Source organism: Emticicia agri, from assembly GCF_004168285.1.
GTDB lineage: Bacteria > Bacteroidota > Bacteroidia > Cytophagales > Spirosomataceae > Emticicia > Emticicia agri.
The window spans coordinates 18,200-33,435 of sequence record NZ_SEWF01000056.1; the positions used below are offsets into that span (position 1 = coordinate 18,200).

At 38.8% G+C, this 15,236-nt stretch carries 15 protein-coding genes and 1 tRNA gene; 4 read left to right on the forward strand and 12 right to left on the reverse strand.

Annotation, left to right across the window (positions count from 1 at the left end; genetic code table 11):
• Nucleotides 1-22 precede the first annotated feature (22 nt).
• The 10 genes from EWM59_RS23775 to EWM59_RS23820 form a co-directional block, all read right to left on the reverse strand.
• Nucleotides 23-3,055: a ligand-binding sensor domain-containing protein gene (locus EWM59_RS23775; RefSeq protein ID WP_130023746.1), complete on the reverse strand. Its 3,033-nt coding sequence runs from the start codon at nt 3,053-3,055 to the stop codon at nt 23-25.
• A gap of 120 nt (nt 3,056-3,175) precedes the next feature.
• Nucleotides 3,176-4,552, reverse strand: a complete 1,377-nt coding sequence (locus EWM59_RS23780) for an L-serine ammonia-lyase (protein ID WP_130023747.1) — start codon at nt 4,550-4,552, stop codon at nt 3,176-3,178.
• Nucleotides 4,553-4,615: 63 nt separating this feature from the next.
• A complete protein-coding gene (locus tag EWM59_RS23785; protein ID WP_130023748.1) occupies nt 4,616-5,353 on the reverse strand; it encodes a Fic family protein in 738 nt (245 codons plus the stop codon).
• 73 nt (nt 5,354-5,426) lie between these two features.
• Entirely contained in the window at nt 5,427-5,819 is a 393-nt protein-coding gene (locus EWM59_RS23790) for a hypothetical protein (RefSeq protein WP_130023749.1), read from the reverse strand.
• Between the two features lie 4 nt (nt 5,820-5,823).
• The gene (locus EWM59_RS23795) at nt 5,824-6,234 is read right to left on the reverse strand and encodes a VOC family protein (protein ID WP_130023750.1); all 411 of its coding nucleotides are present in this window, start codon (nt 6,232-6,234) and stop codon (nt 5,824-5,826) included.
• A 46-nt stretch (nt 6,235-6,280) separates the two neighbouring features.
• The gene (locus EWM59_RS23800; protein ID WP_130023751.1) at nt 6,281-6,730 is read right to left on the reverse strand and encodes a helix-turn-helix domain-containing protein; all 450 of its coding nucleotides are present in this window, start codon (nt 6,728-6,730) and stop codon (nt 6,281-6,283) included.
• Nucleotides 6,731-6,773: 43 nt separating this feature from the next.
• Nucleotides 6,774-7,607: a YwqG family protein gene (locus tag EWM59_RS23805; RefSeq protein WP_130023752.1), complete on the reverse strand. Its 834-nt coding sequence runs from the start codon at nt 7,605-7,607 to the stop codon at nt 6,774-6,776.
• 25 nt (nt 7,608-7,632) lie between these two features.
• Entirely contained in the window at nt 7,633-8,190 is a 558-nt protein-coding gene (locus EWM59_RS23810) for a hypothetical protein (RefSeq protein ID WP_130023753.1), read from the reverse strand.
• Nucleotides 8,191-8,207: 17 nt separating this feature from the next.
• On the reverse strand, nt 8,208-8,633 hold the full coding sequence (locus tag EWM59_RS23815) for a DsrE family protein (RefSeq protein ID WP_165372279.1): 426 nt from the start codon (nt 8,631-8,633) through the stop codon (nt 8,208-8,210).
• Nucleotides 8,634-8,674: 41 nt separating this feature from the next.
• Complete coding sequence (locus tag EWM59_RS23820) at nt 8,675-9,736, reverse strand: c-type cytochrome (RefSeq protein WP_229239427.1); 1,062 nt, start codon at nt 9,734-9,736, stop codon at nt 8,675-8,677.
• Between the two features lie 66 nt (nt 9,737-9,802).
• Between EWM59_RS23820 and EWM59_RS23825 the strand changes: the two genes are divergently transcribed.
• Together EWM59_RS23825 and EWM59_RS23830 are read left to right on the forward strand one after the other, a co-directional pair.
• Nucleotides 9,803-12,274 carry a bifunctional glycoside hydrolase family 9 protein/polysaccharide deacetylase gene (locus EWM59_RS23825; protein WP_130023755.1) on the forward strand — a complete coding sequence of 824 codons (2,472 nt, stop codon included), beginning with the start codon at nt 9,803-9,805 and terminating at the stop codon, nt 12,272-12,274.
• 71 nt (nt 12,275-12,345) lie between these two features.
• The gene (locus tag EWM59_RS23830; RefSeq protein WP_130023756.1) at nt 12,346-12,813 is read left to right on the forward strand and encodes a redoxin domain-containing protein; all 468 of its coding nucleotides are present in this window, start codon (nt 12,346-12,348) and stop codon (nt 12,811-12,813) included.
• 63 nt (nt 12,814-12,876) lie between these two features.
• Here EWM59_RS23830 and EWM59_RS23835 read toward each other — a convergent pair whose 3' ends face one another.
• Together EWM59_RS23835 and hisIE are read right to left on the reverse strand one after the other, a co-directional pair.
• Nucleotides 12,877-13,215 (reverse strand): phage holin family protein, encoded by a 339-nt coding sequence (locus EWM59_RS23835; protein ID WP_130023757.1) that lies wholly within the window; start codon nt 13,213-13,215, stop codon nt 12,877-12,879.
• Nucleotides 13,216-13,287: 72 nt separating this feature from the next.
• Nucleotides 13,288-13,908, reverse strand: coding sequence for a bifunctional phosphoribosyl-AMP cyclohydrolase/phosphoribosyl-ATP diphosphatase HisIE (gene hisIE / locus EWM59_RS23840; protein ID WP_130023758.1), 621 nt, complete (start codon nt 13,906-13,908; stop codon nt 13,288-13,290).
• A 267-nt stretch (nt 13,909-14,175) separates the two neighbouring features.
• Between hisIE and EWM59_RS23845 the strand changes: the two genes are divergently transcribed.
• Nucleotides 14,176-14,248 (forward strand) — tRNA-Gly (locus tag EWM59_RS23845).
• A 620-nt stretch (nt 14,249-14,868) separates the two neighbouring features.
• Nucleotides 14,869-15,225: an ISAon1 family transposase N-terminal region protein gene (locus EWM59_RS23850; RefSeq protein ID WP_130023127.1), complete on the forward strand. Its 357-nt coding sequence runs from the start codon at nt 14,869-14,871 to the stop codon at nt 15,223-15,225.
• The last annotated feature ends 11 nt before the right edge of the window (nt 15,226-15,236 follow it).

Below are 15,236 nucleotides of genomic sequence, written 5' to 3' on the forward strand. Positions count from 1 at the left end.
TCAAATCTCAACTGACTCATCGTTAAATCCGCATGAGTTTTTTCTGGAGCATAGGCACACGTAAGATAATTTCAGCCCCTTTGCCAACTTCTGATTTAATTTCGAAGGTTCCTTCTACTTCGGCGGCACGGCTTGTCATGTTTCGTAGTCCGTTACGAGACGAGGGTTTGTGCTTGTCAAAACCTTTGCCATCGTCGTTTATTTCAATTACAAGCATGCCTCTCTGCACATATAGTTTTATACCCACGTGCTTTGCCTGTGCGTGCTTAGTAATATTATGCAGAGCTTCTTTCACAATCAAAAAGATATTTCTACGCACTTCCATCGACAACCCTCCTGCCTGATGGTTAATGGAAAAATCTATATCAACATCTATATCCTGCGCCTGTAGGGTCTGTACCGAATGGTCTCTCAGACGGACAAAGAAGTTTTCTAAATCATCATTTTCAGGCCGGATATTCCATATCATATCATCAATGGCACTACTCAATCGGCTTACCTCTTCAGGTATTTGTTTCAATAGTTGATTTGATGGATTCTGCGGGTCAATTTTTTTACTGGCCATTACACTTAAAAGACTGATACTACTCAACGAAGACCCTATATCGTCATGCAAATCTCTGGATATACGGTTGCGCACCTCCTGCAATTTGAGTAACTGATTGATTCGGAAACGATAGAGCAGGTAAGCAAGACCAATAATGAGGGCAATAATCAAAGTCTTAAACCACCAGGTTTCGTAATAATACGGCTGTATTGAGAAATTAACCGATACTTCTTTTAATTGCTTATTCCCTTTTTCATCGAGTAACCTGACATGAAAGGTATAACTTCCCGGCGATAAATTATTATAAGTAAAAGTGGCATTGTCTCGTGCATCTATCCAGTTATCTTCCAGTCCTTCAAGGTAATAACTGTAATGATTCTGGTTATCTTTCAGGAAGTTCAGCGCCGATACATAGAAGGTAATCGCATTTTCAGTACGTTTCAGTTCAAAAGGCTTAGACCAGTCATAAAACCTTTGTTCATTGTTGACAGTTACCGAACTGATGGCAATATTATTTAAAGCCCTGCTTTTCAGTATATTTTCAGTATTGACAATGTTGACACCATTTTTCTGTCCAATCAGTAACTCCTTCCCGTTATTCATATAGAAACTGAAAGTAGTATTATCACTCATCAGCCCGTCATTCTGTGTAAATCTTAAAAAACGGTTCTGAGATGGAATATACAATTGCAATCCTCCTAAAGTACCTATCCATATATTCCCATGCGCATCTTCGGCTAACTGTCGGCACTCTACATCGTAAATCCCATCTTTCGAACTTAAATCCATTTTTACTTTGTAAGTCCGGCTGATTTTTGCCAGAATATCCCAGCCTGTTACCCATACATCGCCTTGTTTATCTAACAATAGTTTAATAACAGATACTTCTCTGTTATCGTCAGAAAATCTTACCTGTTGAAACTTCCTTGTTGTTTCGTCGAAATAAAAAACGCCTGCTGTAGTAGCCAGCCAGAAACGCCCTTCTTTATCTTCTACTATATCCATCAGCCATCGGTCTCGCATCAGTTCTGTATGGTCTTTTTTATCCCAGAGCGTCAGCTCTTTGCCTGTTTTTTTGTCAACCACGTGCATACTCAGGTAGTGATTAATAATCCATAGGCGTTTTTTTGAGTCTTCCATGCCTATCGAATAAAAAGGCACAGTAAAGAATCCATGATGGGTAGTAAAAGGTATAGGAATGAATTTCTGCTTTTGGGTATCAAAGACAAAAATCCCTTCAAATTCATTGTCTTCCGGGTTTTCTTTACCATCTGCCCAGGTTTGCCATTGATTGGTAAAAATCCAGATTCTCCCCTCTTCATCCTGTATCATCTGCCTGGTTTCGGCATCAGCCGGATAATGCGGATATTTAAAAAATTGCTTCGTGTTATCTGTTCTGTTCCATTTCACCATCCCCCATCTCGATAAACCCACATAAAACGTCTGTCCGCTGGCATCTGTACTATCTTTCAGAATAGCATTAATAGTCAGGTTTTTCTGTGGCATCGCATTTGCAAAACTGACACTCTTAATTAACTGATTATGAGGATTATAGACAAATATACCATCCTGCATGGTACAAAACCATATTACACCCGTAGAGGGGCTTTTGCAGATATTAAATACCTGAATTTCGTCGGTGTGAATGTCTTCATAAAAATAAAATTTTTCTTGTTCAGGTCTGAAAATACCAATGGTTTTTCCGTTGCTTACCCACAGTATATCTTTGCCGTTTTCATCTTTATCTGCACAAACAGCCATGATATGGTTATCATAGAATCTGATTTCTTCGGTCTGAGGGTCAAATCGTATCAAGCCTTTCTGATAAGCCGCAATCCAGATAATGCCATGTTCGTCTATAATAGCCCTACCAACTTCAAAGAAAAATCGTTTTTTAGGGTCAGCAATATTAGGGCCTATGACACAACGTAACTCCTGTTTATCAGGGTTGTATTTATAAATGCCTACGTCTAATCCTAATACCCAGAGGTTTTTCTGCTTATCTTCAATAAAATCACCTTTAATATCTTTATAAGTAGTTTTAGGCAGCGGAAAATATTTGAACTTGAAAGTAGAAGGGTCAAATTTATACACCCCATGAAAATCACTTATCCAACCCTGTTTTTGGTGGTCGAAATAAATATTGCCATAGTTACCATCGCTCAATGGTGGTAATTTACTGGTAAAATCATTGATTTTGAATGTCTTGTTGTCGATTCTTCCGAATGGAATAGTACTTGAAGAAAACCAGATATTATTCTGCCAGTCAGAACTCACCCCGTGGTTATAGATACCCTCTACCCTTGTAAAATTCTGAAACCGATAGCCATCGTAGCGAGTCAGGTATTTACGGGTACCTACCCAGATAAACCCTCCTTTATCCTGAATAATATTCAGTACATTATTGCTTGGCAATCCATCTTTCGAGGTCAGATGCTCAAATCTGACCTGCGGTAATTGCGCATAGGTAGTGAATGCAATAAATAATAGGAGAAAGAGGGACTTCATGGCCAATAAAGGATGCGCACAACCACAGTTTTTTTACCGAAACTATGCAAATTCTTTCATAAAACAAATAGAGACACTCATAAGTATTGCTATTATCTGTAAAAGAATTTACTGAGTGGTTCAGCATTCGGTAGCACTCAAAGCCAAACCCGCCTGTGATGTTTCCTTATACTTTTTTGACATATCTTTTCCGGTAGCCCTCATGACTTTAATGACACTATCTAATGAAATTTTCTGATAGCCTGTATTGCCCGATGAAGCCAGTAAATAGGCATTATAGGCTTTAATAGCGCCCATCGCATTGCGCTCTATGCAGGGTATCTGCACATAGCCGCCTATGGGGTCACAGGTCATGCCGAGGTGGTGCTCAATCGCTATTTCAGCGGCGGCTTCTACTGTTTCTATCGAGCGTCCGGCACAATAGGCCAACATAGCCGCAGCCATAGCAGAGGCAGAACCTATCTCGCCCATGCAACCCATTTCGGCACCCGATATACTGGCATTGTGCTTAATCAGGAAGCCAACAGCAGCGGCGGCCAGCATGCCCTCACGCAATTTCTGTTTATCGTAATGGTAATGATTCCGAAGCAGATAGGTGATTCCCGGAATAACCCCTGAGGCACCTGAAGTGGGCGCAGTTACTACAATATTGCCTGCAGCGTTTTCTTCTGATGCCGCCATGCAGTAGGCATTCAGAAATACCATGAAGCTATCGGTAGCAGAGGCATGACTTTTGGCTTGTTGGTATAAAACCGGAGCCTTCCTCCTCAACCTGATACTACCCGGTAAAACTCCTTTGTGGCGCAAACCTCTTTTAACTGCTTTGTGCATGGTTTCAAGAATATCATCTATTTTCTGATAGATTTCTTTGCGTATCAAACCTGTTAAAGCCATTTCGTTGGCTATCATCAGGTCAGTTAAAGAGAGTTTATGCTTCACCATTTGTTCCATCAACTCGTCCATCGTAGAGAATGGGAAAGCAGGAATCTTATTAGAAGCCGCCTGTGTATCTTCTCCTTTGCGCTGAATAAATCCTCCGCCTACTGAATAATACTCTTCCTGCAATAAGCTAATTCCATTGCCTGATAATTTAAATACCAGCGTATTCGGGTGCGGAGAATCATATCGACCTCTCTCAAATAGAATGCTCTTAGCGGTCAGTGCAACAGGTTTATCCTGAATTCTGATTGAGTAAACATCGTCCGGATTTTTCAGTAAGGCCGTAAAAGCTGTTGGCTCACAGGTATCGGGTAACCAACCTAATAGCCCTGCCATTACTGCCCTGTCAGTGCCATGTCCTTTACCGGTGGCACTTAAAGACCCGTATAAATGTATTTTTATCTGTAGTGGCTCTGTCAATACCGAATCAGGCAAGGACTTGGCTCGCTGCAAGAAGTCATAGGCAGCTTTCATAGGCCCGATGGTATGCGAACTTGAAGGGCCGGGACCAATTTTGAATAAATCAAAAATAGAAGTCGTAATGGGTTCTTTAAGCATTGTCGTAGATGAAGTATAAGAGTTTGTTGTACAATGTGGTACAACTTAACTCTAAAAATAGTTTTATCTAAGTAATTTTAAATAATGTTCTAAAGATTTCTTTACTTCTACTGCAATAAACTCTATAAAACTATTTTTATTTTCCTCCATCTGAACTGTTTCTAAAGCTTCATAATACTGCAATCTGCTTTGGGTATCTCCTTTAATATTGGTAATCGGATAGCCGTTTCTGACTAATAACAGATTCATGACTAACCTTGAAGTACGTCCATTGCCATCAATAAACGGGTGAATACTTACCAATCTTTCGTGCATTTCAGCAGCTAATATTACGGGGTGTAAGGTATACTTACTTGCTTCATAGAACTCAAAATATTCTTCCATCAGTTTTTCCAGTAAATAAGGCTGTGGTGGAATATGGCTTGCTCCTGAAATCATGACAGGTAATTTTCTATAAGTACCTGCATTTTCTTTGTCAATACCCCTTAAAATAAGCGCATGTATATCTTTAATTACTCTCTCTGATAAGTCGATATGGCTTTGGGCAATTTCTTTGATATAATCAATGGCATCTTTATGATTGATAGCTTCGAGGTGTTCCCGCATGCTCTTGCCGCCAATAGTCAAACCTTTATTGATTACCAAGTCAGTTTCTCTCAGCGTAAGTGTATTCCCCTCAATCCGATTTGACTCATACGTATATTCAATAGCCAAAGCATCTCTGATACTGTCATTATCAAGAGACCTGAATTTATCTAATTCAGCTTTTAATTGCTCTATTTCTGCCAATAATTCGTTCATTACCTGTATTTAGCCTGAATAGTAATTCTTTCACGAATTAATACCATTTCAGACAGAATACCAAAATTCCCTTTTACTTTCCAACCATAGCAGGGGGTCGGCCACGTAAAGCACTCCAGGTATCATCAATTGCAATTTGTGTAACAGCCTGCACACCTGCCAGTTCCAGAGCCGTCCAGACTGTCTCTCTTTTAATATCACTTTTGATTTTCCCTGTTCCTTTCGGATAACAAGCCCAGAACAGGCAATCGTACTTACCAGCCTCTTTCACCTCCGCACAAAGTCTTTCGAGTGCTGACTGACTGGTAGCAAAAACCTGTACAAAATCATACTTCTTCCCTGCTTCTGCTGTGGTATCATGAGGAATGTCTTTCAGTATAGCAGTATATTCAGCAGGAGCATTTACTATCAGCAAAGCCCCTGTATCGTTCAATCTGAGTTTTTTGAAAATAGCGGGTGCGTCCATTGTCTTACATTTTTTGACCAAGGCTAAACCAATTGCCTGAATCATCTTTAAACAGGGCTTCTATGCCATAAAATTCTTCTTTTGGTGCTTTGGTAAATTCTACCCCTTTGGCTTTCAGTTCTTCGTAAGTAGCATAAATATCATTGCACTGAAAAACCGCATAACCAAAAGTACCTCTTTTGACCAGTTTTTTCATTTGCTCGGCCGACTCATCGTCGAACATCATACCCGAAATGATAGGCATCAGCGTAATTTCAATATCGGGCTGGTCGGGCGGAGTTACTGTGAGCCAACGCATACCTGGCCCCATTGGTGCGTCTGTAGCTACCTGAAAACCTAATTTGTTTACATAGAAATCATGGGCGCTATCCTGATTTAAGACGTAAATACTTACATGAGAAATTTTTGAAATCATTGTCGTGTTGGTTTAAATAATTGATAACACAAACTTCGACAATCATTCAGGAAACTACTTCTTCAAAATTGCTTTTCTGCTTCCAGCCTTTGGCTTCGGCAAAACAACCGGGTATATAACGTAAGGGTTTCGACAGGATTTCAGCTTGTCTGTTTAATTGCTCCTGCTGATAAGTTGAGGGAGTTTTACCTACATTTCTTTTGAATAGCCCTGTAAAAGAACTCACACTATCAAAACCAACGTCATAGCATACTTCTGCAATAGGAATAGCTGTTTTCAGCAACCCTTTGGCTTTCTCAATCCGTACATAAGTAAGATACTGATGTGGTGTTTTGCCATAAGTATTTTTGAAAAGCCTGATAAAATGAAACTTTGAGAAAAAAGCTTCATCAGCAATATCATTCAAATCTATGTTTTCCTGATAATGCTTATCAATAAAGAGTTTCGCCTGTACAATTCTGCGATAAAGATATACTTTAGGGTACTGGGCTTGCATTAGTTATACGATAAAGCATTTTGGTTATATAATCATCTCTTAATTAATGGCATTGAACCACAACCTTTACATTTTCAAATCTCCTATTGATTAAATCCTCTCTTCTTATCCAGAAATAAAGCCTTCCGCAATCTCCCCACATCATCTTATTTTCTTCATTGCTATCAATTTGTAAAAGTAATATCCAGTTTTTTGCAATCCTCTCTAATTCATCTCCCTCCGAATGATTAAATACACCTTCACATTCTGATTCCATTTCGCCCTGAATATTGTCTGAATATCCTAAAAGCTTATTAATGATTATTTCTTCATTAATCTTGCCCCAGAATTTATCCTGTTCCTGGTCGGTAAATTTATTATATACTTTACTTTCCATATAAGGGAAACTGATTTCTTTCGCCACCTGAATAGCACTTGCTTTAAACTTTGATGTTTCTTTTAAATCTTCCGGGAAATCTGTTCTCTTTAGGGCTTTCACATTTTTTTCGTAAAAAATAACTTTACAAATGTCAGAATATACCCAATAGAAGAAATACAAAATACCCTTTTCGGGAAGCACATTTTCTGTATCAAATGGTGCAATCTCTTCAAGATTAATTTGTGCAATAAAAGCAAGTGTTTCAACTCTTATTTCTTCTGTTGACTTGCCAAAAAGCCAGAATCTTTTCTTTTTTTCTACCACTGATTCTGTAGGCCATACCTGTGTTTCAGACAAGTCAGGTTTTCCGCCTATTTTAGTTTGCCCTATATGTATGTCTTTTTCTTCGCCTGCTATCGGATAAATCCTGATAGTATCCCGCAGTTCCGGCTCTATTTTTTTAAGGATACTATTTAACTGATGTTTTGTTAATTTATCAATCAGGGTATCTTTAGTCATTGTAGCACTTTTTTAGCTTTCGGGTTTATTCATCATCTACAACATTTCCATCGTAACCGAACTTGTAAATCTCATTATTGAAATCTCTGACTATGATATAATCCTTTTCTAACACAAACGCAGGTTTATTATCCATCACAACAAAAATATCTCTTCCCATTCGTTGCCAGATTATATCTCCATTTCTATCCAGACAGGTGACATAGATTTCTCCATGAACAATATAATTACTTTGATATTTAAAAATCTCAAAACAGGTTATCTCATCAGCTTTTACTTGCCAGCGTAAAACCAGATCAGGAATTGATAAACAAAATATAGTATCAGCACAACAGATTAAAAACCTATCCTCTTCAAAAATAACCGCATTTTCATGAAGACCCGTTGCGCCTCCTGATGCTCCGATAACTACACTATCTGATAATTCTTCATCTTCAAATATTTTTATACCGACAACTGTTGAAGCGCTATATGGAGAGTCAATAAAATATTCAAAGTCATAAGAAAAGGCATTATCAGCACTACCTCCTGTGAAAGCATGTTCCTGACAAATATCTATCCGGTATTTTCCTACTATATGCAAGTTTGAGTGTATTATTTTTAATGCCCCGCTTTCTGATAACTCCAGCCTTCTTCCTGCTTCAATACAGTTTCAGCAATAGCTGAAGGCACAAAAGAGGCTGTTGGCAATAGATCTGTGTCTGCTAATTTATATCGTTTCATGGTATTACGGCACACAGCAAATACTACCCCATCTTTTTGTAGTTTTTCTATCTGTAAGGCATAAGGAGAGGTATCTTTTTTAATAAAGGCAATGGCAGGGCCATGAATCAGTACCTCTACTTGGGTACCAGGCAATTCTTTCCATAAGTTTCTAATCTGGCGCATCATAGTACCCTGGTCAGTTGTATCAGCACTATTCAGGTCTATTAATAGTTTATGCGTTTTGGTTTGGGCATAACTGTTTGAGAAAGCCATTAGCATTATTCCGCATGCCAAGGTAAAAATCTGAATGAAAGTTTTCATAGTATATTTTGGTTTAATTTGTTTGCGTGCTATGCAGACCATTACATTTTCTTATCATACCATTGTTTGATAGGCTTAAATGGGCCATACTTATGCTGTTGTTCGCTGAATGAATCGGTATAAGGGCCAAAAGGATGGTCTATGGGTTTCTTGGCTATATCCGGCCAGTCAGCACTTAAATCTTTTGTCGGGCGAGGCATCGAGTTGACAAATGCGGCTACATCCCAGGCCTCTTCATCACTTAGTTTAGGTTTCTGGTAGGTTGTTCCTAAAGGCATGTTGTATTTGACATATCCGGCAAACATGGATACCCTGAACAAACCTGCACCTGTATTATAACTATGCTCGCCCCACAATGGCGGATAAGTATAGGTTTTGCCATCTGCCGCCATTACTCCCTGCCCACCAGACTGGTGGCAAGACTGACAGCTATTCTCATATACTATTCGCCCTTTCTCGGGGTCTGCTGCTCTTACGAGGTATTTCAGCTTAAAAACGCCTGTCCCTTTAGGAGATACTTTCTTGGGTACATCTGTTCCTAACCATTTGATATAAGCCTTTATTGCTTGCATTTCATAGCTTGTCGAATCCAATGCTTTGCCATTCAGGCTACGCTCCAGACAATCATTTACTCGTTTCACAATACTCTCTTTACTCCCTGACCTTGCTCGAAATCTTGGATAAGTAGCATAAACAGCAAAATAATTGTTTCCCCAGGGTTGTGTACCTGCCTGTAAATGACAGTTCTGACAATTCATACCATTCGACATATGCCTGACACTTCCATTAGGACCGAGATACCGGGCGGTATGGGCTATCAGTTCACGACCATACTGTACTTTTTCCTTTTCTTCTTTTGTCAACCTATCCATTCGCCAATCAGACGGAGCAGTCCAGAGACTTACAAAATTTGTATCAATTTTAATAAATTTCTTGTCAATTGCAGATAAATTTGAAGCAGAATGCGGAAACTGAAAAAAGCTTTTTACCAAAAGTGCCAACATCAGAAAAACTCCTGTTGCAACTATACCAACAATCCATTGAAGACGGACAAGGATAGTTTCAATGGTTTTATCAGCAGGTTTTTGCTCTGACGAAGGCATTACAATAGTGTTTGTTTTCTTTATGCAAAGTACAAATTTTTCGTTTAACACAATCATCAACCAATAATGAAATTTCTGAAAACACTTCTCTTTACACTTATATTTCCTTATATCGGTTTTACCCAGCAATACATTAGGGTCAATCAGTTAGGATATTTGCCTGATGCCATCAAAGTAGCTGTATTACTATCGAAAGAAAGTACACCTGTTCATGCTTTTGAAATCAGAGATGCCCTGACAGATAAAACCGTTTTTACCTCTGATAAAATTCAATCACATGGTGCATTCGGCAATTTTACTACTTCTTACAGGTTAGATTTTTCAGCTTTTCGGAAACAGGGGGCTTATTATATTTATTTACCTAAAACTCAATCAGTCAAATTCAGGGTAGCCCCTGATGTATATGCCGGGACGGCCGATTTTTTGTTGACCTATATGCGTCAGCAAAGGTGTGGGTATAATCCTTTTCTGAAAGATTCGTGTCACACGCAGGATGGTTTTATTGTTTATCACCCCGACCCTAAGAAAGATTCTACCTATATCAATGTAGTGGGTGGCTGGCACGATGCCTCTGATTATCTGCAATACACTACCACTACCGCCAATGCTATTTATCAGATGTTATTGGCTTATCAGCATAACCCATCGGCTTTTAAAGATGCCTATAATGCCAACGGACAAGAAGGAACCAATGGCATACCCGATATTTTAGACGAAGTAAAATGGGGTATTGACTGGCTGTTGCGCATGAATCCTGCCTATGGAGAAATGTATAATCAGATTGCCGATGACAGAGACCATTCGGGCTTACGCTTGCCGACACAAGATGTTGCTAACTATGGCAAAGGTAAAATGCGACCTGTGTACTTCTGTACAGGCAAACCGCAAGGTGCTTTTCAATATAAAAGCAGGGCAACAGGGATTGCTTCTACTGCCGGAAAATACGCTTCAACCTTTGCGTTGGGTTCAAAAATCTTACAGAAATACTATCCTGATTATGCTAAAACATTAAAAACAAAGGCTGTAGAAGCATACGATTGGGGCAAGAAGAATCCGGGTGCTTGCCAGACAGCCCCCTGTAAAGCTCCTTATTTTTATGAAGAAGATAACTGGACAGATGATATGGAATTGGCAGGTGCTGAATTAGCCAAACTCACAGCAGATAAATCTTACCTGAAAGACGCCGTTGGTTTCAGCAAGGAGGAAACTGTTACGCCCTGGATGGTTAATGATACTGCCCGCCATTATCAGTGGTACCCGTTTATGAATGCAGGCCATTACCAAATTGCCAGCCAGACTACAGATAAACAGACTTATTTGAGTTATTACGAAAAAGGCCTGGATGCCATACAAACCCGTGCAAAAAAGAATCCCTTTCTGAATGGGATTCCGTTTATCTGGTGCTCTAATAACTTAGTATCTGCTACCCTTACACAATTGCATTTGTATCGTAAAATGGGTGGCAAAGGCTTTACTGAAATGGAAGCAGCCCTGAGAGACTGGTTATTTGGCTGTAATCCGTGGGGAACAGCTATGATTGTAGGTTTACCAAAAACTGGTGATTCGCCCGAAGACCCTCATTCATCATTCAGCATTAAATACAATTATCCTATTGATGGAGGGTTAGTAGATGGCCCCGTGAGAAATTCTATTTTTTCAGGTTTAAAATATGTCAATCTTCATTCTCCTGATGAGTATGCCGATTTTCAATCAACAATGGCAGTGTATCATGACGATTTCGGTGATTACTCTACCAATGAACCTACAATGGATGGTACAGCCTCTTTGACCTATTATCTGTCCACTTTAGAAACGGTAAATCCGGTTGCAATTCCTGCCAGTGCGCAAAAACTGACTTTTACCAAAGGAGCCATTACCCGTTTCAATCCTCAACAAAAGGTAATTCGGTTGGCTTTTACCGGACATGATTTTTATGAGGGTGGTAACATTATTAGGAATACACTCAAGAAAAACGCCATAAAGGCTTCTTTTTTCTTTACAGGAGATTTTTACAGAAATCCTGAAACCCAATCACTGATTAAGTATTTACAAGCCGACGGCCATTATTTAGGCGGACACTCAGACAAACATTTGTTATACAATGACTGGACCAAGCGTGATTCGCTACTGGTAAATCGTGAAGAATTTGAAAAAGACCTGAAAGCCAATTATGAAGCAATGGCAGATTTTGGTATTACAAAAGAGAAAGCATTATATTTTATGCCTCCTTACGAATGGTATAATGAAACCATAGCCGAATGGGCAAAAGCATCAGGTTTGCAACTGATTAATTTTACAAGTGGAACAGGTGCCAACCGTGATTACACTTACCCGGAAATGGGTGCAAGGTATGCCGGTAATCAGACGCTCATGAACGATATTCTGAAATACGAAGCCAACGCCAAAGACAAACTCAATGGTTTTGTATTGCTACTGCACTTAGGTACTGACCCACGCCGAAAAGAAAAGTTTTATAACCGATTAGATGAGTTGATTAAGATTTTGAAGAAGAAAGGTTATCAATTTGAGCGGTTGTAGGTTTAAGCAAGAAACTGTTTCAATTCTTTAACTGTTGTGGTTGTATTATTACCTATCTAAATAATATTCATATGTCTTTAAAAGCAGGCGACCAGGCACCCGATTTTAAATTATATAGCAGCGATAAACAAGAAGTAAATCTTTCGGACTATCGTGGCAAAAACGTAGTAGTCTTATTTTTCCCGTTGGCCTTTACGAGTGTTTGTACAGCAGAACTTTGTGCCATGCGAGACGATATTGCTACCTATGCAAGATTGAATGCTGATATATTGGCTATTTCGGTAGATTCGCTTTACACACTGAATAAATTTAAAGAAGAACAAAAACTGCCTTTCCTTTTACTGTCAGACTTTAACAAAGAAACTTCTTTAGCTTTTGATTCTCTTTATGAAAACTTTGCTTTTGGTATGCACGGCGTATCTAAACGTTCGGCATTTGTGATAGACAAAGAAGGAATTATCCGTTATGCAGAAGTATTAGAAAAAGCAAGTGAAGTACCCGATTTTGAAGCGATTAAAAGCACTTTAGAGAGTCTATAACCTGACTATACAACATTTATTGGAGCGTCCCCCTTTTGACAAAACAAGAGGGGGATTTTATTGTTAATCCTGAAAACCGCCTACAATACCATTTACAATTGACAAAATAAATCCGAATATCAGAGGTTGTAAGAAACCATCTACTGTGAAACCCGGTACTATATAGTCACAGATATAAACCACAAACACATTTACAACCAGATAGAAAAACCCTAAAGTAAGAATAGTAATAGGTAATGAAAGCAGTTGAAGAATGGGTTTAACAACAGCATTAAGGATACTCATTACAAAAGCTACAATTACTGCGGTTGTAAAAGTATCAACACTAATTTTACTTAAAATAGCAGGCATAAAATACACTGCGGCACCGCAGCATATCAAACGGATGATATAATTGAGCATAGTAAAAGGTCCTCCTTCCCCGCAGGAGATCAGGTTTAGCGTTAGTAGTAACATTCCCCCGTGGGGTAGCCCTTACGGACGAGGGGCATGCCTTTGTATCAAAACATCGAGTACTTCGTCAAACTCGTAGTTTTTTTGTTCTAAAAGTACTAAATAATGATAGAATAAATCAGCCGCTTCTCCTAAAAATAATTCTTTATTATCATCTTTAGCTTCAATCACTAATTCTACTGCCTCCTCTCCTACTTTCTGTGCTACTTTATTAATGCCTTTTCTGAATAAATGGCTGGTATAAGATTCGTCTGTCGGGTTTTGCTTTCTGTTTTTAATAACACTTCGCAAATGATTCACAAACAAAACTTTCTTATCCCCTATGGTATTTACCTCATTAAAACAAGTATCTGCTCCGGTATGGCAGGTAGGGCCATCAGGCGAGGCATGAATCAGAATGGTATCGCCGTCACAATCAACAAGCATTTCTTTTACATGCAAAAAATTATCAGAAGTTTCGCCTTTAGTCCAGAGTCTTTGTTTACTTCTGCTGAAAAACGTTACAATATTTTCTTCCCGGGTTTTTTGGTAGGCTTCTGCATTCATATAGCCTAACATCAATACCTTACCAGTCTGATAATCTTGTATAATGGCAGGCACGAGTCCATCAGGAGATTTTTCAAAATCAATTTTCTTATCCATTCCAACCGTAGTTTTCCACAAAAGTACAGATGTTCAAAACTAATACCTATAAAACCCTGAAAATTTGTCAATATCGTATGAGTTCATGTTTCGGTTAAAATATGAGCAGAAAATTTTTCAAAAAAATTTCTGTTATAAAGAAACTTATAATCAGGTATTTATACGTAAGCGCAAAAAAAATATTGATTTTTTTTCGTCAGGGTCTTGACATATATAAAAACTCCTGCTACCTTTGCAGTCCCATTCAACACCAAATGAATGTGATACGCGGAAGTAGCTCAGTTGGTAGAGCGTAACCTTGCCAAGGTTAAGGTCGCGAGTTCGAGACTCGTCTTCCGCTCGAAAAGTTCAGCACCCATTAAAAGGTGCTTTTTTTTTCAGAAATACACCATCCGCCGGGGTGGTGGAACTGGTAGACACGCAGGACTTAATAATGTAAATTTGAGTGCCTTGATGGAAACATCAAGAGTAGAATCGCTTAAATTCGGGGAATCCTTCACAATGAAAATTGCAAATGGCAATCCCGAGCCAAGTCTCACGAAAAGTGAGAAAGGTGTAGAGACTTAATAGGCGATACCTAAAGTTCATTAAACTGAACCACGGTAAAGAGAAAGTCCAGACCACAAATCCATTAATGAATGGAGCGGCGAAAGTCGTAGTTGGTAAGAAAATCCTGTGAGCCGAAACGCTCGTACGGGTTCGATTCCCGTCCCCGGTACAAGTTATGCAAAAAACAGCATAACAAAAGTAAAACAAAAAGAGTATAAGAAGCTGATTACTAGCAACTTATACTCTTTTTTGTTTTTGTTAGTGCTTTTATTTTCTTCTTGTTTTAAAAAACTGCAAAAATGTAATTAACTTAAGAATATGTTTTGATCGCTTCTAATAAACTTTGGATCAGTCCCAAAAGTTGTGGGGAGGTAAAATAATTTCGACCTTTGCATTTTACTAAAAGAACAGATGCAAGGAAATTACGAAGAATTATTAAAGTTATTGCTACCAGCTATCATTATTGAAAATTTTGAACTTACTTCTAATAAGACTACAGAGGAGGTGAAGCATTTATATCTACAGGAATTTAATCATATACCCAAAGAATTTGAATCTCAGAAGTTGGAATCCAAAGGTTTCTTTGATGAGATTACAGTTCAGGATTTTCCAATCAGAGGGCATAAAGTTTTTCTACACATTAAGCGCCGTAGGTGGTTTAGTCATACGCTTGGCAAAGTAGTATATCGGAACTGGGAATTAGTAGCGGACGGCACTCGAATGACACAAGAGTTTGCCGCTTTTTTAAAAGCTATCAATCGATTCTAATGCAGATGCTA